21 protein-coding genes and 1 pseudogene are annotated in these 26,686 nt (G+C 63.8%); 8 read left to right on the top strand and 14 right to left on the bottom strand.

Annotated elements, in window-relative coordinates; genetic code table 11:
* Window positions 1–55 precede the first annotated feature (55 nt).
* The 9 genes and pseudogenes from ACLEJU_RS15220 to ACLEJU_RS15180 form a co-directional block, all read right to left on the bottom strand.
* Window positions 56–1,066, bottom strand: a complete 1,011-nt coding sequence (locus ACLEJU_RS15220) for a DUF2955 domain-containing protein (RefSeq protein WP_435425241.1) — start codon at window positions 1,064–1,066, stop codon at window positions 56–58.
* Window positions 1,056–2,147 (bottom strand): HlyD family secretion protein, encoded by a 1,092-nt coding sequence (locus tag ACLEJU_RS15215; protein ID WP_435425242.1) that lies wholly within the window; start codon window positions 2,145–2,147, stop codon window positions 1,056–1,058. The genes ACLEJU_RS15220 and ACLEJU_RS15215 overlap by 11 nt, the downstream gene beginning before the upstream one ends.
* Window positions 2,144–3,658, bottom strand: a complete 1,515-nt coding sequence (locus ACLEJU_RS15210) for an efflux transporter outer membrane subunit (RefSeq protein WP_435425243.1) — start codon at window positions 3,656–3,658, stop codon at window positions 2,144–2,146. The genes ACLEJU_RS15215 and ACLEJU_RS15210 overlap by 4 nt, the downstream gene beginning before the upstream one ends.
* A 3-nt stretch (window positions 3,659–3,661) precedes the next feature.
* Window positions 3,662–4,759 carry an AI-2E family transporter gene (locus tag ACLEJU_RS15205; RefSeq protein ID WP_435425244.1) on the bottom strand — a complete coding sequence of 366 codons (1,098 nt, stop codon included), beginning with the start codon at window positions 4,757–4,759 and terminating at the stop codon, window positions 3,662–3,664.
* Window positions 4,760–4,799: 40 nt separating this feature from the next.
* On the bottom strand, window positions 4,800–5,990 hold the full coding sequence (locus ACLEJU_RS15200; protein WP_435425245.1) for a monovalent cation:proton antiporter-2 (CPA2) family protein: 1,191 nt from the start codon (window positions 5,988–5,990) through the stop codon (window positions 4,800–4,802).
* A 35-nt stretch (window positions 5,991–6,025) separates the two neighbouring features.
* A complete protein-coding gene (gene ppk2 / locus ACLEJU_RS15195; protein WP_435425246.1) occupies window positions 6,026–6,844 on the bottom strand; it encodes a polyphosphate kinase 2 in 819 nt (272 codons plus the stop codon).
* Window positions 6,845–6,940: 96 nt separating this feature from the next.
* The gene (gene ycaC / locus ACLEJU_RS15190) at window positions 6,941–7,561 is read right to left on the bottom strand and encodes an isochorismate family cysteine hydrolase YcaC (RefSeq protein ID WP_435425247.1); all 621 of its coding nucleotides are present in this window, start codon (window positions 7,559–7,561) and stop codon (window positions 6,941–6,943) included.
* 298 nt (window positions 7,562–7,859) lie between these two features.
* Window positions 7,860–8,636 carry an RHS repeat-associated core domain-containing protein gene (locus tag ACLEJU_RS15185; RefSeq protein WP_435425248.1) on the bottom strand — a complete coding sequence of 259 codons (777 nt, stop codon included), beginning with the start codon at window positions 8,634–8,636 and terminating at the stop codon, window positions 7,860–7,862.
* A gap of 432 nt (window positions 8,637–9,068) precedes the next feature.
* A pseudogene (locus ACLEJU_RS15180) lies at window positions 9,069–9,302 on the bottom strand (magnesium transporter CorA); the annotation flags it as partial.
* 259 nt (window positions 9,303–9,561) lie between these two features.
* Between ACLEJU_RS15180 and ACLEJU_RS15175 the strand changes: the two are divergent.
* The 3 genes from ACLEJU_RS15175 to ACLEJU_RS15165 all read left to right on the top strand — a co-directional run bounded on the left by ACLEJU_RS15175 (window position 9,562) and on the right by ACLEJU_RS15165 (window position 12,989).
* Complete coding sequence (locus ACLEJU_RS15175; RefSeq protein ID WP_435425249.1) at window positions 9,562–9,951, top strand: YybH family protein; 390 nt, start codon at window positions 9,562–9,564, stop codon at window positions 9,949–9,951.
* Window positions 9,952–10,045: 94 nt separating this feature from the next.
* Window positions 10,046–11,545, top strand: a complete 1,500-nt coding sequence (locus ACLEJU_RS15170; RefSeq protein ID WP_085673948.1) for a purine-cytosine permease family protein — start codon at window positions 10,046–10,048, stop codon at window positions 11,543–11,545.
* A 13-nt stretch (window positions 11,546–11,558) separates the two neighbouring features.
* A complete protein-coding gene (locus ACLEJU_RS15165) occupies window positions 11,559–12,989 on the top strand; it encodes an aldehyde dehydrogenase family protein (RefSeq protein ID WP_435425250.1) in 1,431 nt (476 codons plus the stop codon).
* 55 nt (window positions 12,990–13,044) lie between these two features.
* Here ACLEJU_RS15165 and ACLEJU_RS15160 read toward each other — a convergent pair whose 3' ends face one another.
* A complete protein-coding gene (locus ACLEJU_RS15160) occupies window positions 13,045–14,358 on the bottom strand; it encodes an MFS transporter (protein ID WP_435425251.1) in 1,314 nt (437 codons plus the stop codon).
* Window positions 14,359–14,383: 25 nt separating this feature from the next.
* A complete protein-coding gene (locus ACLEJU_RS15155) occupies window positions 14,384–15,559 on the bottom strand; it encodes a M20 aminoacylase family protein (protein ID WP_435425252.1) in 1,176 nt (391 codons plus the stop codon).
* Window positions 15,560–15,705: 146 nt separating this feature from the next.
* Here ACLEJU_RS15155 and ACLEJU_RS15150 point away from each other — a divergent pair, with 146 nt between their 5' ends.
* Both ACLEJU_RS15150 and ACLEJU_RS15145 read left to right on the top strand, forming a co-directional pair.
* Window positions 15,706–16,656, top strand: coding sequence for a LysR family transcriptional regulator (locus ACLEJU_RS15150; protein WP_435425253.1), 951 nt, complete (start codon window positions 15,706–15,708; stop codon window positions 16,654–16,656).
* 159 nt (window positions 16,657–16,815) lie between these two features.
* Window positions 16,816–18,033: a DUF3422 domain-containing protein gene (locus ACLEJU_RS15145; protein ID WP_435425254.1), complete on the top strand. Its 1,218-nt coding sequence runs from the start codon at window positions 16,816–16,818 to the stop codon at window positions 18,031–18,033.
* 112 nt (window positions 18,034–18,145) lie between these two features.
* Here ACLEJU_RS15145 and ACLEJU_RS15140 read toward each other — a convergent pair whose 3' ends face one another.
* The 3 genes from ACLEJU_RS15140 to ACLEJU_RS15130 form a co-directional block, all read right to left on the bottom strand.
* On the bottom strand, window positions 18,146–20,548 hold the full coding sequence (locus ACLEJU_RS15140; protein WP_435424494.1) for a DUF3772 domain-containing protein: 2,403 nt from the start codon (window positions 20,546–20,548) through the stop codon (window positions 18,146–18,148).
* A 56-nt stretch (window positions 20,549–20,604) separates the two neighbouring features.
* A complete protein-coding gene (ada, locus tag ACLEJU_RS15135; RefSeq protein ID WP_435424495.1) occupies window positions 20,605–21,657 on the bottom strand; it encodes a bifunctional DNA-binding transcriptional regulator/O6-methylguanine-DNA methyltransferase Ada in 1,053 nt (350 codons plus the stop codon).
* A gap of 149 nt (window positions 21,658–21,806) precedes the next feature.
* Entirely contained in the window at window positions 21,807–22,433 is a 627-nt protein-coding gene (locus tag ACLEJU_RS15130; protein ID WP_435424496.1) for a DNA-3-methyladenine glycosylase family protein, read from the bottom strand.
* A 175-nt stretch (window positions 22,434–22,608) separates the two neighbouring features.
* Here ACLEJU_RS15130 and ACLEJU_RS15125 point away from each other — a divergent pair, with 175 nt between their 5' ends.
* The 3 genes from ACLEJU_RS15125 (at window position 22,609) to ACLEJU_RS15115 (ending at window position 26,634) form a co-directional block, all read left to right on the top strand.
* Complete coding sequence (locus tag ACLEJU_RS15125; RefSeq protein ID WP_435424497.1) at window positions 22,609–23,124, top strand: sigma-70 family RNA polymerase sigma factor; 516 nt, start codon at window positions 22,609–22,611, stop codon at window positions 23,122–23,124.
* Window positions 23,111–24,067 carry a FecR domain-containing protein gene (locus ACLEJU_RS15120; RefSeq protein ID WP_435424498.1) on the top strand — a complete coding sequence of 319 codons (957 nt, stop codon included), beginning with the start codon at window positions 23,111–23,113 and terminating at the stop codon, window positions 24,065–24,067. The genes ACLEJU_RS15125 and ACLEJU_RS15120 overlap by 14 nt, the downstream gene beginning before the upstream one ends.
* A gap of 95 nt (window positions 24,068–24,162) precedes the next feature.
* A complete protein-coding gene (locus ACLEJU_RS15115) occupies window positions 24,163–26,634 on the top strand; it encodes a TonB-dependent siderophore receptor (RefSeq protein ID WP_435424499.1) in 2,472 nt (823 codons plus the stop codon).
* Window positions 26,635–26,686 lie beyond the last annotated feature (52 nt).

Raw genomic sequence — 26,686 nt, 5'->3', positions numbered from 1 at the left:
CCCCCCCCCCCCCCCCCCCCCCCCCCCCCCCCCCCCCCCCCCCCCCCCAGGAGCGCTAGGCAGCCCGAACCCGGCGCCGGTCGATCCAGATCAACATGGCGCTGGCATACACAGACACGGCCACGAACAGCACCATGCGTACCGCAAAGGCCTTGTACACATCCTGCCCGCCAGCACTGTCCTGTACCGACTGCCCAAGCAGGATCAGCATGGTCGTCAGGCAGCTCACCCAATACGCCGGGCTTTGGCGGGTCTCTACCGCACGGTAGAGCCTGCGCGCCTGCCAGAGGACGAATAGCAGCACCCACAGGAAGAACATCCACAGGTGCACGAACAGGCTCAACGCGCCCCACACCAGCATCGCCAACACCCCGGCCAGCAAGGTCGAGCCGATCAACTCGCGACTGGCATGCCGCGCCCGCGTCTCCCCCGCCTGCTGCCCCAGGCTCACCGCCTTCATGATCAGCGGCATGAACTGGTCCGGGGCGATCAGCGCCAGCAGGAAGGCCGGCATGACGATAAGCGTGGCGCGCAGGGCAACCCAGCTGACATCCGCGCTGTCGAGCAAGGGCGGCGAAGTCTGCACAGGCGCGCCGGCCGGTTCAGGAAACAGCACATGGGCCAGCGCCGTGCCCAGCACCGCCAATAGCATGCCCTTGGCCAACGCCTCGACTACCGACAGCGCCAAGGGGAAATTGCTCGTGCCGGCCGCCGCGATCATGGTCAGGCCGATCACCAGCAGGTTGGCCAGCAGGCCATTGCCGCCCTTGAGCGCATAGCGCAAGACCAGAAACACCCCGACGCCAACCAGCAGCACCCCGCTCAGCGGAGCATGGCGCAGCAGCGGAATCAGCAGCAGGCCGCTGCCGCAGCTGAGCATCACCAGTATCGCCAGCGCCGGTGCCGCCTTGATCGGCAGCGCCTCACTGCGCATGGCCAGCAACAGCACTGCGAACACCGGCGCCAGGATCGGCACCGGCAAGCCCAGACCGAAACTGGTCGCCAGGCACAGCGCCACGCCCCATGCAAGCCGCAGCGCGCGCACGCGGCGAAGCTCAATAGGCATACGACAGCCAGCTCATCAGCCACATGAACACGCGACCCAGCAGGTTCAGCGGATTGCCTTCGCCGGGCAGCGCCATGACTTCGGCCTGGCCGCCCACACGCAAGCCGGACCTGTCTGTCAGCTGATCACGGTCGAGTTCAACGATCACCGGGAAGCGCTGCGCCGAACGCAACCAGTCGCGGCTGTTCTGAACGGTCGGCAAGCTTCCCGGGGGCGCAGGCTGGCCGATGCTCACGCCATAGCCGATACTGCGGATCTGCCCTTTCAGCACCGTGCCGGGCATGGCATCGAGTACCACCAGAACCGGCACGCCAGGGCGCAGGCGGCCGAGGTTGTTCTCGGTCATGTCGGCACTTATCCACACGTCATGGATGGCGATCAGGGTCATCATAGGGCTGCCGGCACCTACGTAGTGGCCCACGTCGGTGCGCAGGTCGGTAATCAAGCCGTTGGTGTCGGCGCGGACGACGGTGCGCGCCAGGTCCAGGCGGGCTTTTTCCACATTGGCTGCGGCGCTGCGCAGTTGCGCGTTGTCGGCATCGGCCCCGCCCTGCTGCTCACGGGCCCGTTGTACCTCGGCACGGGCGGCGGCCACCTGGCTGATGGCCTGGTCGCGGCTGGCCTGGGCGCCCTCCAGGCGGCGCACCGATACCGTTCCCGGGTCCTCGTCGATCAAGCGTTTGAGCCGTTCGGCATCCTGGCGCGCCTTGCGTTCGTTGGCCTGGGCCGCCACCAGCGCGGCCTGGGCCGAATCGATGCCGGCGGTGCTGGCGCCGATCTGCCGGCGCACGGTATCCAGGTCGGCTTCGGCGCGGGCCAGGGCGATGCGGTACTGCTCTTGGTCCAGTTCGAACAGCACATCGCCCTGGCGAACTTCCTGGTTGTTGCCCACGGCCACGCGCTTGATCTGCCCGGCCACTTCGGCGGCCACCGGCACCACGTAGGCCTGCAGCCGAGCCTGTTGGGTGTAGGGCGTGAAGCGGTCGGCCAGCAGGTACCAGACCAGGCTGACGACGATCAGGATCAGCACCCAGCGCATGCCGCGATCGGGGGCTGGCGGGGCGTGCGCGGCGTCACTCATTCAGGCTCACCTTGTTCGGGGTCGGCGGGGGCCGGCTCGTCGAGCAGGTCGCCCCAATCGGTACGGTCTTGCATGTGCTGGCGGGTGGCGCGGTCGATGGGCTTGCGCTGGTTGTCCCAGCCGCCACCCAGCGCCTTGTACAAGCTCACCAGGCTGCTCACCGCATTGCCACGACTGACCAGATACCCATCCTGCTGTTGCAACAGCAGCTGCTGGGCGTCGAGCACACGCTGGAAGTCGGCAAAGCCTTCCTGGTACTGCGAACTGGCCAGTATCAGCGAACGCTGGGCGGCCTGCGAGGCATCCTGGCGAATGCTGGCGCTCTGCAGCGAGCGCACCAGGCCGCTGGCGGCATCATCGGCTTCGTGTGCGGCTTCGCGCACGCTCTGGTGATACAGCTCGATCAATTGCTGCAGGCGGGCGTCCTCGACCCGCACGGCGTTCTTGCGCCGGCCGTAGTCGAACGGATTCCAGATCAGGCTCGGCCCCGCCGCCAGGTCGAAGGTGTTGGGCAGGTGGCTGGCCGACAAGAAGGTCCAGCCAATGCTGCCCAGCAGGCTCAGCTGTGGATAAAGGTCTGCCTCAGCCACTCCCACCAGCGCCGATTGCGCCGCCACCGCCTGTTCGGCGGCGCGGATGTCGGGGCGCCGTTGCAGCAAGCTGGCTGGCACGTTCTGTAACACCGCACGGTCCGGCAACGGCAGCTGCCCGTGGCGCGCCTCAATCTCGGGTAACGGCCCCGGTGGCCTGCCGAGCAGCGAGCAGAGCACGTTGCGCAAGGCATTGAGCTGGTTTTCGAACTCGGGGATGGTGGCCTGGGTCGCCAGGTACTGGGTACGCGCCTGCTGCCAGTCGAGCTCGTCGTTCTCGCCGTGGCGGAAGAGTCGCTCGGTGATCTGCAGGCTACGTTCCTGACGCTTGGCGTTCTCTTGCGCAATGTCCAGCCGTGCCTCGGCTGTGCGCAGGGCGAAATAGGTATCGGCCACCTGCGCACGCAGCAGCAGCATGGCGTCGGCATAGTTGGCCTGGGAGGCGAAGTAGGCCGCATCGGCGCTCTCGATGGCACGGCTGAAGCGGCCCCAGAAGTCGATTTCCCAGCCGATGTCGAAGCCCACGCTGGACTGCCAGAACACCGAGTCGCGGGCAGTGGAGGTGCCGGACTGGTCTTGCTTCAGGTACAGGCTCTGCGCGCTCAACTGCTGCAGCTGTGGATAACGCCCGGTCTGCACGATGGCCAGCTGCGCCCGCGCCTCGGCGATGCGCAGGCCGGCCACGCGCAGGTTGGTGTTGTTGGCGTCGGCTTCGGCGATCAGGTCTTCGAGCGTCGGGTCGGCGAACACCAACCACCACTGGCGCAGGTCCGGTACTGGCGCAAAACGCCCGGCCTGCTCCAGCAGTGGCGTGTTCCAGCTGTCCAGCCATGGGTCCTGGGGCTTTTCGAAATCCGGGCCGACCTGGGCACAGCCGGCCAGGACCATCAGCAGCCCCATGCCATAGCAACATTTGGGCATGGCTCAGGCCGCAGGCGGGGTCGGTTGCTCCGGCACCTGCAGCGCCACCCATTGCCAGAACAGTACATAGGTCACGCCGAGGATCACCGGGCCGATGAACAGGCCGATGATGCCTTTGACCACCATGCCGCCCAGGGCACCAATCAGCACCACCGGCATCGGTACATCCACCCCGCGCCCCAGCAGCATCGGCTTGAGCACGTTGTCGGCAAGCCCGGCCACGAAGGTATAGACAGCAAAGGTGATGGTCGCGGCGGTGAAACCCTCGACGTTGAACACATAGATGATCACCGGCACCGTGATCAGCGTCGCGGGTGCCTGGGCTATCCCCAGCATGAGGATGACGATGGCCAGCATGCCGGCACCCGGCACCCCCTTGACCACGAAACCGACGCCAATCAGCAGCATCTGAATGAAGGCGATGCCGATCACGCCCTGAGCCACGGCACGAATGGTCGCAGTGCACAGCTGGGCCAGCGGCTTGCCGCGCTCCTCGCCGGAGACCCGCATGGCGATACGCTGCGAGGCAACTTCACCGCGCTCGCCAAAGGCCATGATCACGCCCGAAATGATAATCGCGCCGACAAACAGCAGAAACGCGCCTCCGGCACTGGCCGCGGCGCCCAGCACCGTCAGCCCCGCGCCCTTGAGCTGCGGCATCCACTGGTTGAGCACGCTGGCCATGTTTTGCGATGCCGACAACCACAATGCATGCAGCTTGGGCCCGATCAGCGGCCAGGTAGCCACCGCATCGGGCGGTGCCGGCACGCTCCAGTTACCGCTCTTGAGCAGCGTCACCAGGCTGTCCACCGACTCGCCAATGGACATCACCACCAGGTAGATCGGGACCAGCAGCACGATCAGCACCAGCAGCACCACCAGAGCTGCCACGTAGCCATCCTTGATGCCGGTGCCGCGCCTGATCCGCAAGTACAACGGATACAGCGTCACCGCCAGAATCACCGACCACAGCATCAGCTCAAGGAACGGCTGGAAAACCTGGAAGGAGAACATCACCAGGGTGGCCACCAGGCCCGCCTTGATCAGCACGTCGAGTAGGCCCCGCGACAGAGCGCTGTCCAGCTTCAAACTCGGCTGCATGTTTCACCTCCGAACGTCAGGCGCGCCGGCAAGGCGCTAATCAGTGGCCCGTTTCGGCTACCGGGCGGGCGTTGTCACGCAACTGCCGCGCCAGGGCCATCATCACCAGGGGCACCACCGCCATCGACAGCGTGATGGCGAGCACCAGCAAGTCATGAACCTGTTGCGTCAACACCTGGTGCTCCAGCGCCAGCTTGAACACCACGAAAGCGAATTCCCCCCCGGACGCCAACACGATCGCCATGCACAGCGCCTGCGCCTGACTGAGACCGCCCGCCCTGCGCCCGAGCAACAACAGCAGCGGCATCTTGATAACCACCAGCAGCAGCGTCAGACCCAGCACGAGCAAGGGCATGCCGAACAGCAGCTGCAAGTCGGCACTCATGCCGACGCCGACGAAGAACAGCCCGAGGAGCAGACCCTTGAGCGGTTCGATCTGGGTTTCCAGCTCATGCCGAAAAGGCGAGTCGGCCATCAACACACCGGCAAGGAAGGCGCCCAAGGCCATGGATACCCCGACATGCTCCATCACCCAGGCAGTGCCCAGCACCACCAGCAAGGCAGTCGCCGTGGACAATTCGGGCAAACCCGAACCGACCGTCCATTTGAATACCGGGGTCAACAGATAGCGGCCAAAAATGATCACCACACCAATGCCCACCGCCACCGCCAGCAGCGGCCAGTTGCCTTCGTCGGCGCTACTGACGTCGCCACTGAGCAGCGGCACCACGGCAATCAAGGGAATCGCGGCGATGTCCTGGAATAGCAGGATGGCCACGGCCAGTCGACCGTGTGGCTTGCCCAGGTCCTTGCGTTCGGCCAGCACTTGCAGGCTGAACGCCGTCGACGACAGCGCCAGCCCCAGGCCAAGCACGATCGCCGCTGCCTTCGATTGGCCAAACAGGAAGTACGCCAGCAGGCCGAGCACCACCCCCGTCAACCCCACCTGCAACGAGCCGATGCCAAACAACGCCCTGCGCATGGTCCACAGCCGCCGTGGCGACAGCTCCAGACCAATGACGAACAACAGCATCACCACGCCCATTTCCGAAAGGCGAGCGACGTTGTCGGGGTTACCTAGCAGGCCCAGCACCGACGGCCCGATCAGGATGCCGGCCAGCAGGTAGCCGGGCACGGCACCCATTTTCAAACGCTGCGCCAGCGGTACCAGAAGCACTACGGCCAGCAGGAACACTACCGTTGCCTGCAGCAGGCTGCCGTCATGAGGCATAAGTTCGCACCCTTGCTACGCACTGACGGGAGGGATCAGAAACGCTCTTCGACCACTTTGAAGGGATAAGGCACGGCCTTGTATTTGCCGATCTTGCCGCGCTTGGGCAGCTTCACCACCTCATCGCGAGTGATGTCCTTGTAGGGGATGCGCGTCAGCATGTGGCTGATGATGTTCAGCCGGGCGCGCTTCTTGTCGTTGGAGTGCGCCATGAACCACGGCGCCCAGGACGAATCCGAGGCCGCGAACATGTCGTCACGGGCCCGGGTGTAGTCGTCCCAGCGGGTGTACGACTTAAGGTCCATGGGTGACAGCTTCCACAACTTGCGCCCGTCGCTGATGCGGTCCTGCAGGCGGCGGGTCTGCTCCTCTGCGCTGACTTCGAGCCAGTACTTGATGAGGATGATCCCCGACTCGACCATCATCTTCTCGAACAGCGGCACCACGGAGAGGAACTTGGCGCTCTGCTCTTCACTGCAGAACCCCATCACCCGTTCGACGCCGGCGCGGTTGTACCAACTGCGGTCGAAGATCACCACTTCGCCGGCAGCAGGCAGATGGCCCAAGTAGCGTTGCACGTACATCTGGGTCTTTTCCCGCTCGGTGGGTGCCGGCAACGCCACTACGCGGAACACCCGCGGGCTGACCCGCTCGGTGATGGCCTTGATGGTGCCACCCTTGCCGGCACCATCACGGCCCTCGAAAACGACACATACCTTAAGGCCCTTGGCCACCACCCATTCCTGAAGTTTCACGAGCTCCACGTGCAGTTTCTTGAGCTCTTGCTCGTAGGCTTTGCCGCCCAGTTTCTCTGCCTGTTCTTTCGCATCTTTCTTCCTGGACGGCTTGGCCATGGCGCTCTCCCGAGGGCGAATGAAGAGTCAGTATGGTCGATCCATGACAATTTGCCGTTTCGCTTGTTAAGGCAAATTACCGCGCCCTGGCAGCCCTTACTTCGCCAGCTTGTTGTAGCTGGTCATCAGGTTGCGATAGTCCGGGATATGGTTGGAGAACAGGGTGCCGAGGCCTTCGATATCGTTGCGCCAATCCCGGTGCAGCTCGCAGGCCACACCGAACCAGGTCATCAGCTGGGCACCGGCTGCCTCCATGCGCCGCCAGGCCGAATCACGGGTCAGCTCGTTGAACGTGCCAGAGGCGTCGGTGACCACGAACACCTCAAAGCCCTCCTCCAGTGCCGACAAGGCCGGGAAGGCCACGCAGACTTCGGTGACCACCCCGGCGATCAGCAGCTGCTTCTTGCCGGTGGCTTTCACCGCCTTGACGAAGTCTTCGTTGTCCCAGGCATTGATGTTGCCGGGGCGGGCGATATAGGGGGCGTCGGGGAACTGCGCCTTGAGTTCGGGCACCAACGGGCCGTTGGGGCCGGTTTCGAAGCTGGTGGTGAGGATGGTCGGCAGTTTGAAGTACTTGGCCAGGTCAGAAAGCGCCAGCACGTTGTTCTTGAAGCGGTCGGGGTTGATATCGCGGACCAGTGAAAGCAGGCCGGTCTGGTGATCGACCAGCAGGACGGCGGCGTTATTCTTGTCCAGACGCTTGTATTGGAAAGCCATGGCGCAACTCCTTGCTCTGACGGGTTGGGACTATCAGCGTAGGCAAGGATATGGACAGAGACAGACCGTCAGTCAGTTAGCTTGTTGTTTGCTCTACTGGCCTCATCGCCGGCAAGCCAGCTCTCACAGGTACAGCGCAAGGCTACGAGTCTACGGTGAGCCTGTGGGAGCAGGTGGGAGCAGGTGGATGTCCTACTCCTACCGCGGCCCCATCCTGCGGTAGTTGGAATTTATGGATCATTTACGATAAAAAATGTCAGCTCCTCATTCCGGGACCGTACACCTAAACACATCGACCCTAAATATTATTCACGCGACGGATAGCCGTTGCAACGTCATCAAGTTTAAAACCTTCACTTATCTTACTTGCACGATCAAGCTGCATAGGTGTAGCACTTGCATAGAAGGCATAATCTGAAAATATACGCTCCAACTTTCTACGCTTCGCCGAACGGACATACTCAAAAGAAACATCAGCACCAGATGAATTAAACTCATTCCTTCGCCCTCCCAAGTTTATAGCCATGGTTTTCTGACCTTCACGAGGCACCGTAGAGTAATCAGGAGCGGGGACACTCACAATACCAAATTTCCCCACGGAACGCCTATAACTTGGCGGGGCTACTTCATAAGGAAAAGCCATATAGCTACCCATCGTATAATACTCACTCTGAGCGTCTACCAATTTTAATAAAACGTTGAACTTTCCAGGCCTGGACTGATTCGATGGCCTCGCACTTGCGAAAAAAGGTCTAACAAAAGTAGACACACCTCTGAAAAAATTAAAAGTACGGGCCGAAGTTGGAAATCGCCTATCAGGATCGACATGATTTACAGGATCTCCACCGCAATAGGCGTAACAATTCACTCCACCTCTTCCAAAAGGGCTATGCTCATCTGGCCTGACAAACCGCATCAGCCTGAAATCGTAGACTCGATAACCATTCCCCAATGTGCAAGCACCTTCGTAGATCCAAGGCTGACCATTGAACCCTAAAATTGGCATTCCATCAGACGTAGAAAAAACATATCCATATGGACCATAGGAAAAAGTACTTGATATACCAAGAGCCATAATACCTCCCCCTGCAGAGCTCAGCTATCAGCTACTATCCGTGAAGGCGAGACAAATTAAAAACTATCAAAAATGATAGTTTTCGCCAGCACTCATATAGCAAAATGGCACTAACTACTCCTCAATTTCAGGTTTCCTGGCCAGTTCGCTGTAGCTGATCATCCAGTTGCGGTAGTCCGGGGAGCCAAAGGCGTCAGTGACGACGAATACGTGGAAGCCCTCCTCTCATTGCCCGTAGCGTCGAGAGATTGCTTGCAACCCCATTCATGGGCCGTGCGCGGCCAGAGGACCGCGTCGGGATTGAGAAGTCAGTACTCTTGCCGCTTGCGAAACGCCCAGCGCCCCTCCAGGAAGGTAAAGGTCGCCACCAGTGCCACCAGCAGCCAGAAGCCGTTCGGGTCGTCCGAGAGCGGCACGCCCCCGACGTTCATGCGGTGAATGGAAGTGCTCACCCTGCTTCACCGATGAGCGCAGCTTGTCCACCGAATGCAACGGCTGCAGCCTGGCACTCACCAGCAGCTGGCTGCTGGCGCAGGCCCACAGGGTAGAGACATCCGACGACACCAGGCCGAAGTTGAACACCACGTCGTTGACCACAGCCAGCAGGGTCGAGTCGACATGCTCGATGCGCGTCGAGCGCGAGCCTTCGCGCAAGGTTTCGAAGAACGCCTGCTGACAGATGGGTTCGCCTTGGGCCTTGTTGCGCCTGGGAGATCGAGCGCCGCCCGCGCGGCGCATCGCGGATAAATCCGCTCCTACATTTGTTGCAACGTGCCAAACCTGACAGGCCATGGTTGCCTGCCTTGTGCCATGGCACTCACTTCACAGATTTCTGAACTAATTATTTCTCCTCCGCGATTTTTCCACTCGCCTGCCCCCACCAGAATCGCTTCACCACAATCACAATAACCGTGAGGCCACTCCCGTGGACCAGACACTCCAGGTACGGCAAGCTGCTGCCGACCTCATCAAAGCCTTTGCCAGCAACGACACCGCCCGCTACTTCGCCTGCTTCAGCGAAGACGCCACCTTCCTCTTCCACACCTTGCCGCAACCGCTGCTGTCGCGCCGTGACTATGAAGACCTCTGGGCCCAATGGCAGGCCGAGGGTTTTGCCGTGCTTGGCTGTGAATCGAGCAACGTGCAGGTGAGCCTGCAGGGCGACGTGGCGATCTTCATGCACGACGTTGCCACGCACATCCGCATTGCCGGTGAGGAGCACCAACTGGCCGAGCGCGAGACCATCGTCTTCCGCCGCCATGGCGAACAATGGCTGGCGTGCCACGAGCACCTGTCGGTCGTCACCGCAGCCTGATCCGAATTTACGCGGCCTTGCCGCACTGCCATCGCACCCACAAGAAGGCCCGCGCACCGCGACGGGCCTACAACAACCGCGCTGGAGCATCACCATGAGCCACTCGACCGGTATCGAGACCAATGGCGTCGAACAGATCCCCGACGATCAACGCGACGCCTCCCCGCTGGACCTGTTCCGCCTGATCTTCGGCGGTGCCAACACCTTCGCCACTGCCGTGCTGGGCAGCTTCCCGGTGCTGTTCGGGCTGTCGTTCCAGGCCGGGGTCTGGGCGATCCTCCTCGGCGTCGGCGTGGGCGCGCTGATCCTGGCGCCGATGGGCCTGTTCGGTGCCCTCAACGGCACCAACAACGCCGTGTCGTCGGGCGCGCACTTTGGCGTGCACGGGCGTATCGTCGGCTCGTTCCTGTCGCTGCTCACCGCCGTGGCGTTTTTCTCGCTGTCGGTGTGGAGCTCGGGGGATGCCCTGGTCGGCGGCGCCAAGCGCCTGGCCGGGCTGCCGGAAACCGACCTGACCCTCGGCCTGGCCTACGGCCTGTTCGCGGTGCTGGTGCTGGTGGTGTGCATCTTCGGCTTCCGCTTCATGCTGTGGGTCAACAAGATCGCCGTGTGGGCTTCGAGCCTGCTGTTCCTGCTGGGTATCTTCGCCTTTGCCGGACCGTTCGACGCCGGCTTTGCCGGTAGCGTCAACCTCAGCCAGCCGGGCTTCTGGGCAGCCTTCGTCGGCGCGGCGATCCTGGCCATGAGCAACCCGGTGTCGTTCGGCGCCTTCCTCGGTGACTGGTCGCGCTACATCCCGCGGCAAACGCCGAAGTCGCGCATCATGCTGGCCGTGATCGCCGCCCAGGTCGCCACGCTGATCCCGTTCCTGTTCGGCCTGTGCACCGCCACCCTGGTGGCCACCCAGGCGCCTGACTACATCGCCGCCAACAACTACGTCGGCGGCCTGCTGGCCGTAGCGCCGAGCTGGTTCTTCCTGCCGGTCTGCCTGATTGCAGTGATCGGCGGCATGTCCACCGGCACCACCGCGCTGTATGGCACCGGCCTGGACATGTCCAGCGTGTTCCCGCGGTTACTCAGCCGCGCTGGCGCCACCCTGCTGATCGGTGTGCTGGCGATCGGTTTCATCTTCATCGGCCGCTTCACCTTCAACCTTGTGCAGAGCGTGTCGACCTTCGCCGTGCTGATCATCACCTGCACCAGTCCATGGATGGTGATCATGATCCTCGGCCTGATCACCCGCCGCGGCTTCTACCACGCCGACGACCTGCAGGTGTTCACCCGCGGCCAGCGTGGCGGCCACTACTGGTTCCTGCACGGCTGGAACTGGCGCGGCATGGGCGCGTGGATCCCCAGCGCGATGGTCGGCCTGTGCTTCGTCAACCTGCCAGGGCAGTTCGTCGGCCCGCTGGGCGACCTCGCCGGTGGCATCGACCTGAGCCTGCCGGTAACCCTGGGCCTGGCCGGCGTGCTGTACCTGCTGCTGCTCAACCTGTTCCCTGAACCTGCTGGCGTGTATGGCCCGAATGGCCCGCGCTGGGTGCGCTGCAAAAGCGCCCCGCGCACGCCGGTGACCACCGCCGAAATGGCCTGACTGGATACCGACCATGACCACTTCCCACTATATCGCCGGCCGCTGGGTCGATGGCCAGGGCAGCGACTGCATCAGCGTCAGCGAGCCTGCGCTGGGCCTGCCCTTCGCCGAACTGAGGGCCGCCAGCGTGGCCCAGGTCGACCAGGCCGTGGCCGCCGCCCGTGACGCCCTGCCTACCTGGAAAAAGGTCAGCGCCAGCACGCGCGCGGCCTTCCTGCGCGGCTTTGCCGAACAACTCGGCCAGCGCCGCGAAGAACTGATCACGTTGCAGATGCGCAACAACGGCAAGCCGCGCCACGAGGCCGAAATCGACCTGGACGATGCGGTTGCTACCTTCGCCTACTACGCCGAGCTGGCCGAACAACTGCCTTCGAAGAACCGTGACGTGCCGTTGGCCGTAGCGGGCTTCACCGCTCGCACCCGTCTGGAACCGGTGGGCGTGGTCGGCCTGATCGTGCCGTGGAACTTCCCGCTGGTGACCAGCGCCTGGAAGCTCGCCCCGGCCCTGGCGGCCGGTTGCACCGTGGTGCTCAAGCCGTCGGAAGTGACCCCGCTGATCGAGCAGACCTACGCCCAGATCGCCGACGCCTTGGGCCTGCCGGCCGGTGTGCTGAACATCCTCAACGGCAAAGCCGAAACAGGCGCCGCGCTGAGCAGCCACAACGGCCTCGACAAACTGTCGTTCACCGGCAGCAACAGCGTCGGCAGCCAGGTCATGCGCAGCGCTCCGGCGCAGTGCCGGCCGGTGACCCTGGAGCTGGGTGGCAAGTCGGCGATCGTGGTGTTCGACGACTGCGACCCTGATCAGGCGGTGGAATGGATCGTTGCCGGCATCACCTGGAACGCCGGGCAGATGTGCTCGGCCACTTCGCGCCTGCTGGTGCAGGACGGCATTGCCGATGCGCTGCTGCCGCGCCTGCAAGCTGCGCTGGAAAAGCTGCGGGTCGGCAATCCGCTGACCGAAGAGGTCGACATGGGCCCGCTGACCAGCCAGGCGCAGTGGCTGAAGGTTGCCAGCTACTTCGCAACAGCACGTGAAGAAGGCCTGCAATGCCTGGCCGGCGGGCAGGCACTGGACCGTGAGGGCTGGTTCGTGAGCCCGACGCTGTATGCCGATGTACCAAAGGAAAGCCGCCTGTGGACTGAAGAAATCTTTGGCCCGGTGCTGTGCGCACGTCGCTTCGCCACGGAAGAACAGGCCATTGCCGAGGCCAACGACAGCCGCTTCGGGCTGGTTGCCACGGTCTGCTCCGCCGATCTGGAACGTGCCGAGCGCGTGGCCGATGCACTGGAGGTTGGGCATGTGTGGATCAACTCGGTGCAGGCGGTGTTTGTCGAGACTTCGTGGGGCGGCACCAAGGGCAGCGGGATTGGCCGTGAGCTGGGGCCTTGGGGGTTGTCGGCCTACCAGTCGGTGAAGCATGTGACCCGTTGCCTGGGGTGATAACCAAGGGGCTCTTTCTCCAGAAGGGAAGGGGCTCGTCCCTGAGACCCAGGTATCAGTCGAAGTCTTTGCCCGCGGTTTCCGGCGCCAACTTCAGGCCTACCAACGACAGCAAGATCGCCGCGATGATGTAGAACGCGGGGGCATTGGTGTTACCGGTCAGGCTCACCAGACCGGCGGCAAACAGCTGGGCGAAGCCGCCGAACAAGGCCACGCCGACGCAGTAGGCCAGGGACATGCCACTGGCGCGAATGCGCGTGGGGAACAGCTCCGGCAAAATCGCCAGGTTGGGCACGATGGTGTAGGTCAGCGGAACGCTCAAAAGGAATACCACGGCCAGCAACACTGGCAGGGTCGGGTATTGGTTGAGCAACAGGAAGGCCGGGTAGATCGTCAGCAGCAGGATCGGCAGCGGCCAGAAGATCGCCTTGCGCCGACCGATGCGGTCGCTCAGGCGGCCGGCGTGGGCCGACAGCAACAGCGGCGGCAGGCAGGCGATGATCGCAGCCCAGGTCCCGCTGGCCAGGGGCATGCCCAGCACTCCAATGGCATGGTTGGCGAGGTAGAACTGGATGGTATAGATCGGCACGGTCGCGCCGATCACCAACAGCACGCCCGCCAGCATCTGCCGGGGGTGTTGCAGCAGCAAGGCCAGCTGCTTTCCCTGCGAGGCCGGTGCATGGCTGCGGGTCTGGCGATGGGCATGGGTTTCTTCAAGGCGATGGCGAATGTACTCGCTCACCGGGATGGCCAGGATGCCCATGGCGAAGATCAGGCGCCAGCCCCAGCTGTCCATGGCCGTTGGGCTGAGGAGGTTGCTCAGCAAGGTGACCATCAATGCCCCGATGCAAATGCCCAGGCTCTGGCTAAAGGTCTGCCAGCTGCAGTAGTAGCCGCGCGAATCCTTGTCGGCGTACTCCATCAGCATGGTGGTCGAGGTGCCGATCTGCCCGCCGACCGCGAAACCCTGCAACAGCCTGGCGACAATCACCACCGCCGGCCCGAGCAGGCCGGCCTGAGCATAGGTGGGGGCCACGGTGAACATCAGCGATCCCATCGCCATCAGCCACAGGGTCAGGCGCATGGCCGCCTTGCGTCCGACGCGGTCGGCGTACAGGCCGATCACCAGACCGCCGAGCGGGCGCATGACGAAGCCAGTACCGAATACCGCCAGCGATAGCATCAGGGGGATCAGCGGGTGGTCGCTGAAGGGAAAGAACAGCTTGGCCATGAGCGTGGCCAGCAGGCTGTAGACCAGAAAATCGTAGAACTCCAGGGCATTGCCCACGCAGATCGCGGCAATCGCTCGGCGATTGCTGGGTGGGGCACTGCGGGTGTCGGTGGCGAATTCTGTTGTTTTTGTTGTCATCGTCGTTGCTCTCTTGCGGTGGCCGTCAGGCCAGGAAGCGCCGCGCCAGTCGCACCCAGAAGGTTGCGCCCAAGGGCAGTGCCAGGTCGTTGAAGTCGTAACCGGGGTTGTGGACCTCACAGCTGCCACTGCCTTCGCCATTGCCAATCAGCAGGTAGCAACCGGGCACCCGCTCCAGCCAGAAGGCGAAATCGTCGCTGGCGCAAATGGGTTTCTGGCCCTGCGCCAGGCCTTCATCACCGAGCCAGTCCTGTATCACCTGTTCGGCCAGCTGACTGGCCTGCGGATCGTTGACCAGCACCGGGTAGCCTTCACCGAAGCTCACTTCGGCGGTGGCGCCGTAGCTTTGCGCGTGGTACTCGGCCAGGGCCTGGATGCGCTGGCGCAGCAGGCGGCGCACGGAGGGGTCGAGAGTGCGCACGCTCAGGCGCAGTTCGGCCTGCCCGGGGATGACATTGGCAGCATCGCCGGCCAGGAAGGCACCCACGGTGATGATCGCGGTTTCGCTGGGCGGCACGTTGCGCGAGACGATGGTCTGCAACGCCAGTACCAGCGAAGCACCGACCACCACCGGGTCGATCGCGCGGTCCGGCATGGCGCCGTGACCGCCGTTGCCGTGGATGACGATGGTCACGCTGTCAGTGGACGCCATGCGCGGCCCGGCGAGCACGCCGAACTGGCCGAGTGGCATGCCGGGTGAATTGTGCAGGGCATAGACGGCGTCGCAGGGGAAGTATTCGAACACCCCTTCATCGAGCATGCGCTTGGCCCCGGAACCACCATGGCCTTCCTCGGCGGGCTGAAAGAACAGGTGCAGGGTGCCGCGCCAGTGACGTTCGCGCGCCAGTTCGCAGGCTGCGGCCAGAAGCATCGCGGTGTGCCCGTCATGGCCGCAGGCGTGCATCTTGCCCCGCACCGTGCTGGCCCAGGGTTTTCCGCTCTGTTCGTCGATGGGCAAGGCATCGAGTTCGGCGCGCAGGCCCAGTGTGGGGCCTTCGCCATTGTGCAAGGTACCGACCACGGCGGTTTCGGCCAGGCCTTGGTGGACTTCATATCCCCATTGGCGCAGGTGGCTCACCACTTGGGCGCGGGTGGCGAATTCTTCGAAGCCCAGCTCGGGCTGGCGATGGATGGCCCGGCGCAGATCGATCATGGCCGGAGTGATGGCGATGATACCGGGGGGAATGCAGGGTGTAGGCATGTTGTTGTTTCCTGGTCTGCGAGGCGACACTGCACGGCCCGTTGGCGGCCTTGGCCTCGTGCTCTAACCTAGCGCCAGCGGCGGCGGGGCATAAGCCGCAAAAATGTTGTCATGACGACCCTTGGTGTTCAGGCAGGAGACGCATCGTGAAGCTGCACCAGCTACAGGCTCTGATCGCGGTGGCCGACCACGGCGGTATCCGTTCGGCCGCCCGCGCCCTGGACCTGTCCCAGGCCGCCATCACCCGTGCCTTGCGCGAGCTGGAAGAGGAGCAGCGGCTGCCCTTGCTGGCCCGCCATGCCGGCGGCGCGCGCCTGACCTCGGCAGGATTGGCCCTGCTGCCCCACGCCCGGCAGATCGCCAGCCAGCTGGAGAAGGCCCAGCGTGACCTGGCGAGCCTGCGCGGCGAGCCGCCGACCCACCTGTGTGTGGGGGTCACGCCCTGGTTCGGCCAGACCTTGCTCGGCACTGCGCTACAGGCGTTTCGCGAGGAAATGCCGATGGTTCAGCTGGAGCTGTATGAAGGGCTGCAGGCGGTAAGCCTTGCGCTGTTACGCACCGGCCAGATGCAGTTCGCCCTGGGGCCCGCGAGCGGGCTACCTGGGCAGGAGTTCAGCCATCAAGTGCTGGCGCATTACCACATGCGAGTGCTGGCGCGCACAGACCATCCGCTGCAAGCAGCCCACTCGCTGGGTCAGTTGCTGGAGCAGGACTGGGTCATGAACTTTACCCAGGCCGGGCAGCACGCGCTGATGCACCAGTTGTTCGGGCGCCACGGTTTGAGCATCGAGCCGGGTCGCATCGTTTGCGCCCAGTCCAGCGCCATGCTCAGCAGCCTGATCGTCGACGCAGGCCTGCTCGGTTATTCGCCCGAGCCGATGCTGTTGTGCGAACCGCTGCGTAGCAATGCCAAGGCGCTGGTATTGAACGAGCCGCTGGAGGAAGGCGACATCAGCGTGATACATCTGCGCGACCAAGCCCTGGACCCGGCCGCACGGTGCCTGGTACGTTGCCTGGAGCAAGCGCTGAAGGCTTGCAGCCGATCGCGTGACGCCAACGACCGGGAGTTGGCCGACATGCTCAGGTTGTGCTTCTGATTCGGGGCTGCTGAGGACTGCAAGGCCGAAGCGCTGGTGCCGAGCCGTCGAGAAGAGGCCGGCACATCCAATACAAATCTCCCCCACGTGACTTTCCCCTCCCCCCGCAAAGTCCCACTCCCTGGTACCCCCACAATCACAACACCAGGCCGGACCACCATGCACCCTCAACGCACCGCCTTGCACAACGAGTTGCACGCCCGCCCGTCGCTGTACTTCGATGGCCCGGCGCATGTCTTTCACCTGGCCGTCCTGGGCGGCGATGCGGCTTGCGCTGCACTGCTGCAACGCTGCTGCCCGGAAGCGATCGACGCCGATGCCGCCCAAGGCATCACCCGCCTGAATGGCCACCCGTTCAAATGGGAGCGGCACACCGAGTTCTTCACCCTGACCCTGGTGGTGCCTTGCTCTGCCGCCGACACCGAATGGCTACCGCTACCACCGGTGCTGGCCGAAGCCATCGCGCCGCAGGCGGCGCAGGTGATCAATGCCGTGCAGGTGCTGGTACGTGACGAGCAGGACCTCAACCTGCCCCACTACGGTTTCAAGGACCCATGCGGTTCCTGCGTCGGCGGTGGCGATGCAGTGGTGTGGAGCGACTTCCGCCTGACCACGGACGGCACCAACCGCTTCCTGTTCATCAACCGCCGCCTCAACGCCTACCGCCAGGGCCGGATGATCCGCCGCCTGCTGGAGATCGAGACCTACCGCATGATGGCCTCGCTGACCCTAACCACGGCCAAGGCCCTGAGCCAGGAACTTGATGCCTTCGACAAGACCTTGGTGCAACTGTCGGAGCGCAGTGCCGGCGGTGATGGCCACGATTCCAAGGCCCTGCTCGAGGCCATCGCCCACCTGTCGCGCCAGGTGGTCAGCCGCACGGTGAAGACCCGCCATCGCTTCGGTGCCACCCAGGCCTATGCGCAGCTGGTGTTCGAACGCCTGGGTGAGTTGCGTGAGAGCCATGTCGGAGATTGCCAACGCCTGGGCATCTTCATCGAGCGCCGCTTCAAGCCGACCGTGCGTTACTGCGCGGCTACCGAACAGCGCCTGGAGCAACTGGCGAAGAACGTCGCCAACCTGGGTGACTTGCTGCAGGCGCGGGTGCAGGTCGAGATGGAAGAGCAGAATGCGGGGATCCTGCGTAGCCTCAATGCCCGCGCCGATGCCCAGGTGAAGATCCAGCGGGCGGTGGAAGGGCTGTCGATCATCGCCATCACCTACTACCTGCTGAACCTGTTCAAGCTGCTGTACGGCGGGCTGAATGTGCTGGGGCTTGGGCTGACGGCGCGGGATGCGCTGTTGGGCATGGCGCCGCCGGTGTTGTTGGTGCTGTTGGTGATTTTGCTGCGGATCAGGCAGGCCAAGCAGCATTGAATTCGGGGGCGCTGTGCGCCCCTTTCGCGACACAAGGCCGCTCCTACAGAGGAACGCGATCTCCTGTAGGAGCGGCCTTGTGTCGCGACAGGGCCGCGCAGCGGCCCCGAAATCACACCGATTCGTCGGCCGGACGCGAACTTTCCTGTACCAGCACCATGCTCTGCGGCGAGGACAGGGCAATGCCTTCATCGCGTAAGCGCCCGAGAATGGTGAAGAGCAAGTCGCTGCGGGTGCTCGACACCTGCCGTGGCCCCGCCACGTATCCACTCACACCTATGACCATGCCCGCCGAGGTCAAGTCCTTGAAGCTCACCGAACAGGCTGGCGCATCGAGAATCGCCTCATGCTCGTGATAAGCCGCCAGCAACAGCTCGCGCACGTGGTTGGCATCGGTCTCCAGCGGCAAGGTCAGGGTGATACCCACCACGCCCAAGGCATTGCCCATGGTCACGTTGCGCACGTTCTGCGAGATGAACTGCGAGTTGGGCACGATCACCGTGGAGCGGTCGGACATCTGGATCTCGGTGGCGCGCACGTTGATCCGGCGAATGTCCCCTTCGACCCCCGCCAGGCTCACCCAGTCGCCCACCTTGACCGGGCGCTCAGTTAGCAGGATCAGGCCGGAGATGAAATTCTGCACGATCTGCTGCAAGCCGAAACCGATACCGACCGACAGCGCACTGACCACCCAGGTCAGGCTGGTGAGGTTGATGCGCAGGGTCGACATCACCAGCATGGCCAGGAACAGGAAGCCGAGGTAACCGACCAGGGTCACCAGCGACGCCCGCATGCCGGCGTCCATGTCGGTTTCCGGCAGCAGCCGCTCGCTCAGCCAGCGCTTCACCACGCGAATGCCGAACATGCCGCCGAATAGCATCGCCACCGCCAGCAGGATGTCCTGCGGCACGATGTTGAGGTTACCCAGCAACTTGCCGCCAGTGCCATCCCAGTCGCCCAGGCTGAGCAGCAGCTCGCCGGGGCTGGTACCGGACGGCATCAGTGCCAGCATCACCGCCAGGAACAGCAGCACCGTGCGGCTGATACCCACCAGGATAGTGCTGGCCTGGGCCTGGTGGCGTGGCGCCAAGCCCAAGGTCGAGGCCAGCGCCAGGCCGCCCGACTGACGCGGTGACAGCAGAGTCTCGCAGAGGTCGGCCAGGAACGTGGTCAGCAGATACGCGCACACCGCTACCACGCTTATCCACAGCAGTTTGGCAGTGAGGAAGTAGGCCAGGGTCAGGTAACCAGCCAGCAGCGCCAGAATGATCAGCCCGACCCACACTACGATCACGAACGGAATGAGGCCGGCCAACCCGGTCGGGCGATCCAGTTTGTGCTTGCGTAGTGTGCGGCGGTATCGCACCAGCGCCATTGCGAAGATCGCCGCCACCACCAGCGCCGTCAGGCCGTTGGTGGCCACGGTCAGCGCCAGGCTGGTGCCAATCACGCTGTTGATGCGTTCCATGGTCAGCATGACCATCAACGCCAGCGCCAGCAGCTTGGGGAACCAACCCAACGCATTGGCCACTTCGTCATGGATCGGCGGTAGCCGCCAGGACGGCCGTTGCAGCATCAGCATGGCACGGCCCAGGCCGGTGATGAAGGCGCTGAACACCACCAGGGTGAGGAAGTGATTAGTCAGGCTGGCGATGTCCGAACCCAGTTCGGCGCTGTTTTCCAGCCCCCAGCGCAGCAGCGACACCGAGCCGGAGATGGTGCCAAGGGTGGCCAGGCTCACGCTCAATGCCAGGGCACTGCGACGCAGGCGCCCCTCTGGCAAACGATGCACCATGATGCTGGCCAGCAGGCGCTCGATCACCCGCCGCAGCCAGATCCACACCAGGAACGCGGCCACTACGCTACCGATGAAGAACCAGCGACTATCTGCGCTGAATGCGCTGCTCAGGGCATCGCTGGCCTCGCCACGCAGGTCGCGCAAGCGCGCCACGTCGTCCTCGGTCGGGCGAATCAGGCTCGACCAGAACGCCGGGCTCAGCGGTGAGGCGGCGCGGCTGAGTATCTGCGAGTTGAACTGGCTGCGGCGCAGGTTGACGATCTGCGTCGACAGGTCACGCGCCGACTGGGTCAGCTTGGCGGCTTGCTCCTGCTGCGCGACCAGAGCCTTTTTCTCGGCATCGAGTTGCTTGCGTTGACGGGTCAGGCTTTCGGCTTCGTCCGGTTGCACCGGGCCGAGCACCTTGAGTTTGTCGTCGAGCTTTTCCACATCGGCGGTACGCAAGGCGCTCAAGGCATCAGCCTGGCGTTGTACCTGCACCGCGGCCATGCGCAGCTGCGACAGCAGGTCGTCGTTGGCATTGCTGGTCACGCCCTGGCGGATCTGGTCGAGCCGCTCGCTCAGTTGCTCGTAGCTGGCATTTTCATCGAGCACCGGCATTTCCGCGGCGGCCAGGCTGGACACCGGCGTGGCCGGGGCCGACCAGGCCGGCGCGGCCAGGGCCAGCATCAGGGTCATCACCCCCAGGTAGAATCGGGCAAGGCTGACACGCCTCATCGAATGTTCCTCTTTACACATCGATTTGGCGGGGCATTCTACGCGGCTTCCGGTGATCAGGAGAGTGCCGTTTCTCGCGCCAACAGTTGCCGCTTGCGCTCAACCCCCCATCGATAGCCGCTGATGTCGCCGTCGCGGCGCACCACCCGATGGCAAGGGATGGCCACGGCAATGTGGTTGGCGGCGCAGGCCATGGCCACGGCACGCACGGCCTTGGGTGCACCGATGCACTCGGCGATGTCGGTATAGCTGACCCGGCTGCCCACCGGTACTTCGCGCAAGGCCTGCCAGACCCGTTCCTGGAAGGCGGTGCCCTGGACATCCAGTGGCAGGTCAAGGCCCAGTGCCGGCGCCTCGATAAAGCCTACAACTTCGGCGACCAGCCGCTCGTAGCCGGCATCGCCTCCGATCAGGTGGGCTTTGGGGAACTGGTCCTGCAACTGTTCGAGCAACACTTCAGGATCATCGCCCAAGAGAATCGCGCAGATCCCCTTGTCACTCTGGGCCACCAGAATCGCCCCCAGGAAACATTGGCCAATGGCGAAGTGGATGCGCGCCCCGGCGCCGCCTGAGCGAAACTCACGGGGGCGCATGCCCAGCCGCTGGTCGGCGCTTTCATAGAATCGGCTGTTGGAGTTGTAGCCGGCGTCGTAGATGGCATCGGTCACCGAGCTGTGCCCGTCGCCCAGCCGCTCGCGCAGGCGTCGGGCACGGAAGGCGCTGGCGTAGGCCTTGGGCGTGAGCCCGGTTTCGGCCTTGAACAGGCGGTGCAGGTGGAAAGGACTGACGGCCAGATGCGCGCCGAGCTGGTCGAGGCTGGGCGGGGTGTCGCTGCTTTCCAGCAGACGGCAGGCGCGGGCGACCAGATCGGAGCGGCGGTTGGCGTCTGGTTTTGCCATGCAGCGGCGGCAGGCACGATAGCCGGCAACTTCGGCGCTGCTGGCATCGTTGAAGAACTCGACGTTTTCGCGCTTGGCCATGCGTGATTTGCAGCCGGGGTGGCAGTACACGCCAGTGGTGCGCACGGCGTAGACGAAGTGGCCTGTGGCAGACTGGTCGCGGGCTTGTACGGCTTGCCAGCGTTGGGTGTCAGTAGTGAAGGCATTCATCGCGGTCTACCTCGGCTATCTGTTTCGTCTGTTCCGGCCCTTTCGTGGGTAAACCCGCTCCCACAGGTACTGCACAGGGCTAGGGCATGTTGCGCCCCCTGTGGGAGCGGGTTTACCCGCGAAGAGGCCGGCAAAGCCAATGCAAAAAATCAGGCCCGCCACAGGTACCAGGCAGCCACTGTCCGATACGGGCTCCAGCCACCGCCCAGCGAGCGCATCTGGGCGGGTGTCGGTGCCTTGTCCAGCCCCTTGAGCCGGCGATACCCCTCGCGCACGCCAAAATCGTCCACGGGCAGGATATCCGAACGCTCCAGGCTGTAGATCAACAGCATTTCCACTGTCCAACGGCCCACCCCACGCAAGGGCACCAGGCGCTCTATCAAGGCTTCATCGGCAACGGCCAAAGCCTCATCCCGGCTCGGTACCACGCCCTCCAGGCTTGCCTGGGCGATCCCCTGAATGGTCGCCAGCTTGCTCGCCGAAAAGCCGCAGCCACGCATCACATCGGGGCTGACCGCCAGCAGTTGTTCTGGCGCCGGAAACACCTGCCCAGGGAACAGCGCCAGCAACCGCCCGAGGATCGCCTCGGCCGCCCGCGCATGCAACTGCTGATAGGCAATCGCCCGCACCAACGCTTCATAAGGTTCGCGCCCTGGCGTCGCCTGATGCAGGCAGGGCCCGGTCACCTCGATATGCCGCGCCCAGTCCGGGTCCAGCGCGGCCAGGTATTCAGTGGCTTCACGGTAAGCGTCAGGCGAGAGGTCGGCGAGGATCATCCGTAGCTCCTGTGGGTTCAAAGCAGGCCCAGCTTAGCCCAGCTGCCCATCGCACACCCCCCGGATCTTGCGCGGCTAATTCTTGGTATGCCATTGCTCAATGCCAGCATCCCCGCATAGAATTGAGAACTATTCACAAAAACACACCCCCCCAAAGGACCAGGCCTTCGATACGATGCAGATCAACGACACGCTCAAACCGACCGAGGTCGCCCTGCTCTATCAGTCCCATCACGCCTGGTTGCGTGGCTGGCTGCGCAGCCGGGTAGGTTGTCAGGAGAACGCTGCCGACCTGGCACAGGACACCTTCGTCCGCCTGCTGCGCGCACGCCAGGTGTCGCCATTGAAAGAACCGCGCGCGTACCTGAGCAGCATCGCCCGCGGACTGATGATCGATCAGTTCCGTCGCCGTGCGCTGGAGCGCGCCTACCAGGAAAGCCTGGCGCTGCTGCCCGAGGGCGAAGTGCCCAGCGAGGAGCACCGACTGGTCATCCTCGATATCCTCGAACGCCTCGACCGTGCCCTGCACCAGCTCAAGCCGCGTACCCGCCAGGCCTTCCTGCTGGCGCAGCTCGATGGCCTGAGCATCCCGCAAATCGCACTGCACCTGGATGTTTCGCGGGCTACCGTCGAGCGTGACCTGGCCAAGGCCTTGGGCGCCTGCTACCGGTTGCGCTATGCCGAACTCTGAACGCGCACCCGCACAAGCTCAGGTCGACCAGGCCATCGAGTGGCTGGTCAAACTGCGCTTCGATACCCCGAGCCCGGCTACCGAGCAACGATTCCAGCAATGGTTGGCCAGTCACCCACAGAACGCCCTGGCCTGGCAGCGGGTCAGTGGCCTCAGCAACGAGCTGGCCGGGCTGCCCAACACACTGAGCCGGCGTACTTTGGAGGGCAGCCAGCGCCAGCGCATCAGCCGCCGTGACCACCTCAAGCTGCTGGCCGTGCTGGCCGTCGGCGGCAGCCTCGGCTGGGCCGCCCGCGAGCCCCTCGGGCTGCCGGCGCTGATGGCTGACAACAGCACGGCAACGGGCGAACGCCGCCGCGTGCAGGGCAGTGATGGCAGCCACATCCAACTCAATACCGCCAGTGCCATTGACCTGCACTACAGCGCCGGCCAACGCGAACTGACCCTGGTGCGTGGCGAGTTCAGCCTGGACAGCAACGCCAGCGACAATCGGCCGTTCCGCATCAATACCCGCCTTGGCCCGCTGGCCACACGCGACGGCCAGTTGCTGCTGCGCGAGAACGACCAAGGCCTGCTGCTGGCCGTGCGCCGCGGCGAGGTCACGCTATTCCCCTACTCCGCTTCGCCACGCCAGGTGCATGCCGGCGAAGTGCTGCAAGTGTCGGCGAACGGCGCCTACTCACCGGCCAACCTGCACGCCGACCCTTGGGGCTGGACCGATGGTGTGCTCAGCGTGCAGCAGATGCCGCTCGGCGAGTTTGTCGCCGAACTGGCGCGCTACCGCCCGGGTTTGCTGCACTGTGCGCCGGGAGTGGCCGAACTGAAAGTCTCTGGCACCTACCAGCTGGACGACAGTGAACGAATCCTGCAGCTGCTCGCGCGCAGCCTGCCGGTGCGTATCGATTACCGCACGCGTTACTGGGTCAGCATCGACGCGGCCTGAAAGTTTTCAAAAAAGAATGAGGTGGAATCTCATTCTCGTGCGGCCTGAAGGAACAAAGCCCGAAAAGTGGTCTACGAAACCTTCAGGAGCGGTCGATGATTCACCCGAGTTCCCCCCGCAACGAGCGGCTGCGCCAGGCTGTGCGCGCTGCCGTATTCGGCCTTGGCCTTGGCGCTGGCTTGGCACTTCCGCTGGCGGCACTGGCGGCGCCGGCCGGCCAGCAGCAGATCGACTTGAACATTCCAGCCGGCCCTTTGGCCCCCGCGTTGGACCAGTTGGCTCGTCAAGGCGGGCTGAACCTGTCGTTCGATGCCGCCAGCCTGCAAGGCAAGACCACCCGTGGCGTGCAGGGCCGCCATGATGGCGCCGGGGCATTGTCGATCTTGCTGCAAGGCAGCGATGTGCAGGTGCAGCAGGAAGGTGACAGCAGCTTCCTGCTGATCCCGGCCATGGATGCGGACGGTGCGCTGGAGCTGGGGGCCACCAGCATTTCTTCTGACCGCCTGGGCGAAACCACCGAGAACAGCGGTTCATACACTACCGGCGCAGTGACCATCGGCAAGACCGCGCAAAGCCTTCGCCACACCCCGCAATCGGTCACTGTGGTCACCCGTCAGCGCATCGACGATCAGAACATCACCAACCTGACCAACCTGCTGGAGCAGACGCCCGGGGTTGTCGTGAACCTGACCGACAGCGAGCGGGTGCAGTACTACTCGCGCGGCTATGCGATCGATGCCATCCAGTATGACGGTGCCACCGTGGTGCAAAGCAGCGGTGGCGGATCGTTCATCCAGAGTGATTCGGCAATCATCGATCGCGCCGAGATCCTGCGCGGCGCCACCGGCATGATCCGCGGCGCCGGCAACCCGTCGGGTACGGTCAACCTGGTGCGCAAGCGCCCAACCTATGAGTACCAGGGCGAAGGCAGCGTGACCCTGGGCTCGTGGGACGCCCAGCGCTACGTGGCGGACATTTCCGGCCCGCTGACTGAAACCGGCAACGTGCGTGGACGGGTGATTGCCGTGCACGATGACAAGGACCACTTCCAGCAATCGCGCCAGGAACGCAAGGAAGTGCTCTACGGCGTGCTGGCCTTCGACCTGAACGACAGCACCACCCTGACCACTGGCCTTGAGTGGACCAAGCTCGACGCCACTGGCGCCTGGGGCAACTTGCCTGCCGACTACGACGGCTCGCCCCTGCCATTCGGCCGTAGCACCTACCTGGGTGCCGACTGGAACCGCTGGAACCGCAGCAACCTGCAGACGTTCGCCGAGCTCGAGCACCGCTTCGACAACGACTGGAAGCTCAAGCTGATGGCCCAGCGCACCCACTTCAAACTGGCCGACGACGGCTTCAAGCAGACCTACTTCACCCGCGCCAGCGGTACCGCCAACCCGACCAACAACCCGTACCTGATGAACTATCAGGTCACCGAAGGCGATGGCGGTGAGAGCCTGCAGAACAACCTCAGCGCCACGCTGAACGGGCCATTCGACCTGCTCGGCCGCACCCATGAGCTGATGCTGGGCGTGGAGCGCATTCGCAACGACTCCTACGCCTCTGCCACCAACAATGTGCAGTCCGGCGTATTCGACATCCGCGAGTGGGACCCGAAGACCAGCCTGGCCAACCCGCACATCGACATCACCGCCCACCCGGTGCGTACCCGCACCACCCAGGAAGGCGCCTATGCCACCTGGCGCATCTCACTGGCCGACCCGCTTACCGCGATCATCGGCGCGCGCTCGAACTGGTATGACTACGAGCAGGAAAACAACACGCGCAGCAATGGCAAGTTCAGCGTCGACAACAAGATCGTGCCGTACGCCGCGCTGATCTACGACCTCAACGACAACTTCAGCACCTACGCCAGCTATACCGAAATCTTCAACCCGCAGACCGCCACCGACGTCAGCGGCTCGGTGCTCGAGCCGACCACCGGCGAGGCATACGAAACCGGTATAAAGGGTGAGTTCTACGAAGGCCGACTGAACACCTCGCTGGCGTTCTTCCGCATCTACCAGGTGGGCAACCCGCTGGACGACATCAACGGCCCCAACCCATGCCTGCCCAACTACACCTCGGGTTACTGCAAGGTGGCGGCGGGCAAGAACCGCAGCCAGGGTTTCGAGCTGGAGATTTCTGGTGAAGTGCTGCCGGGCTGGAACGTCAGCGGTGGCTACACCTACAACACCACCGAGTACCTCAAGGACACCACCAGCAATACTGGCAATGCCATCCGCACCACCGACCCCAAGCGCATGCTGCGCCTGTTCAGCTCCTATCGCCTGCCAGGCGAGCTGGGGGCCTGGACCATCGGTGGCGGGGTTCAGGCGCAGAGCGACATCTACAACCGCAGCGGCACGGCAGTGGCTTCACAGTCGGGCTATGCGGTGTACAACGCCATGGTCAACTACCGCTTCAACGACAACTACTCGTTGCAGTTGAATGCCAACAATATCTTCGACCGCAAGTACTATCGCCAGGTGGCGCCGACGCCGACCGGATATTACTGGGGTGATCCACGCAACGTGTCGGTGACCCTGCGCGGGACCTTCTGAAATCCTGCACCGGCCTCTTCGCGGGACAAGCCCGCTCCGACACAGATTGCGC

This window comes from Pseudomonas sp. SMN11, assembly GCF_052041945.1.
Taxonomy (GTDB): domain Bacteria; phylum Pseudomonadota; class Gammaproteobacteria; order Pseudomonadales; family Pseudomonadaceae; genus Aquipseudomonas.
Note: the sequence above shows the minus strand (reverse complement) of the source record. Positions and strands in the feature narration are given on the sequence as shown.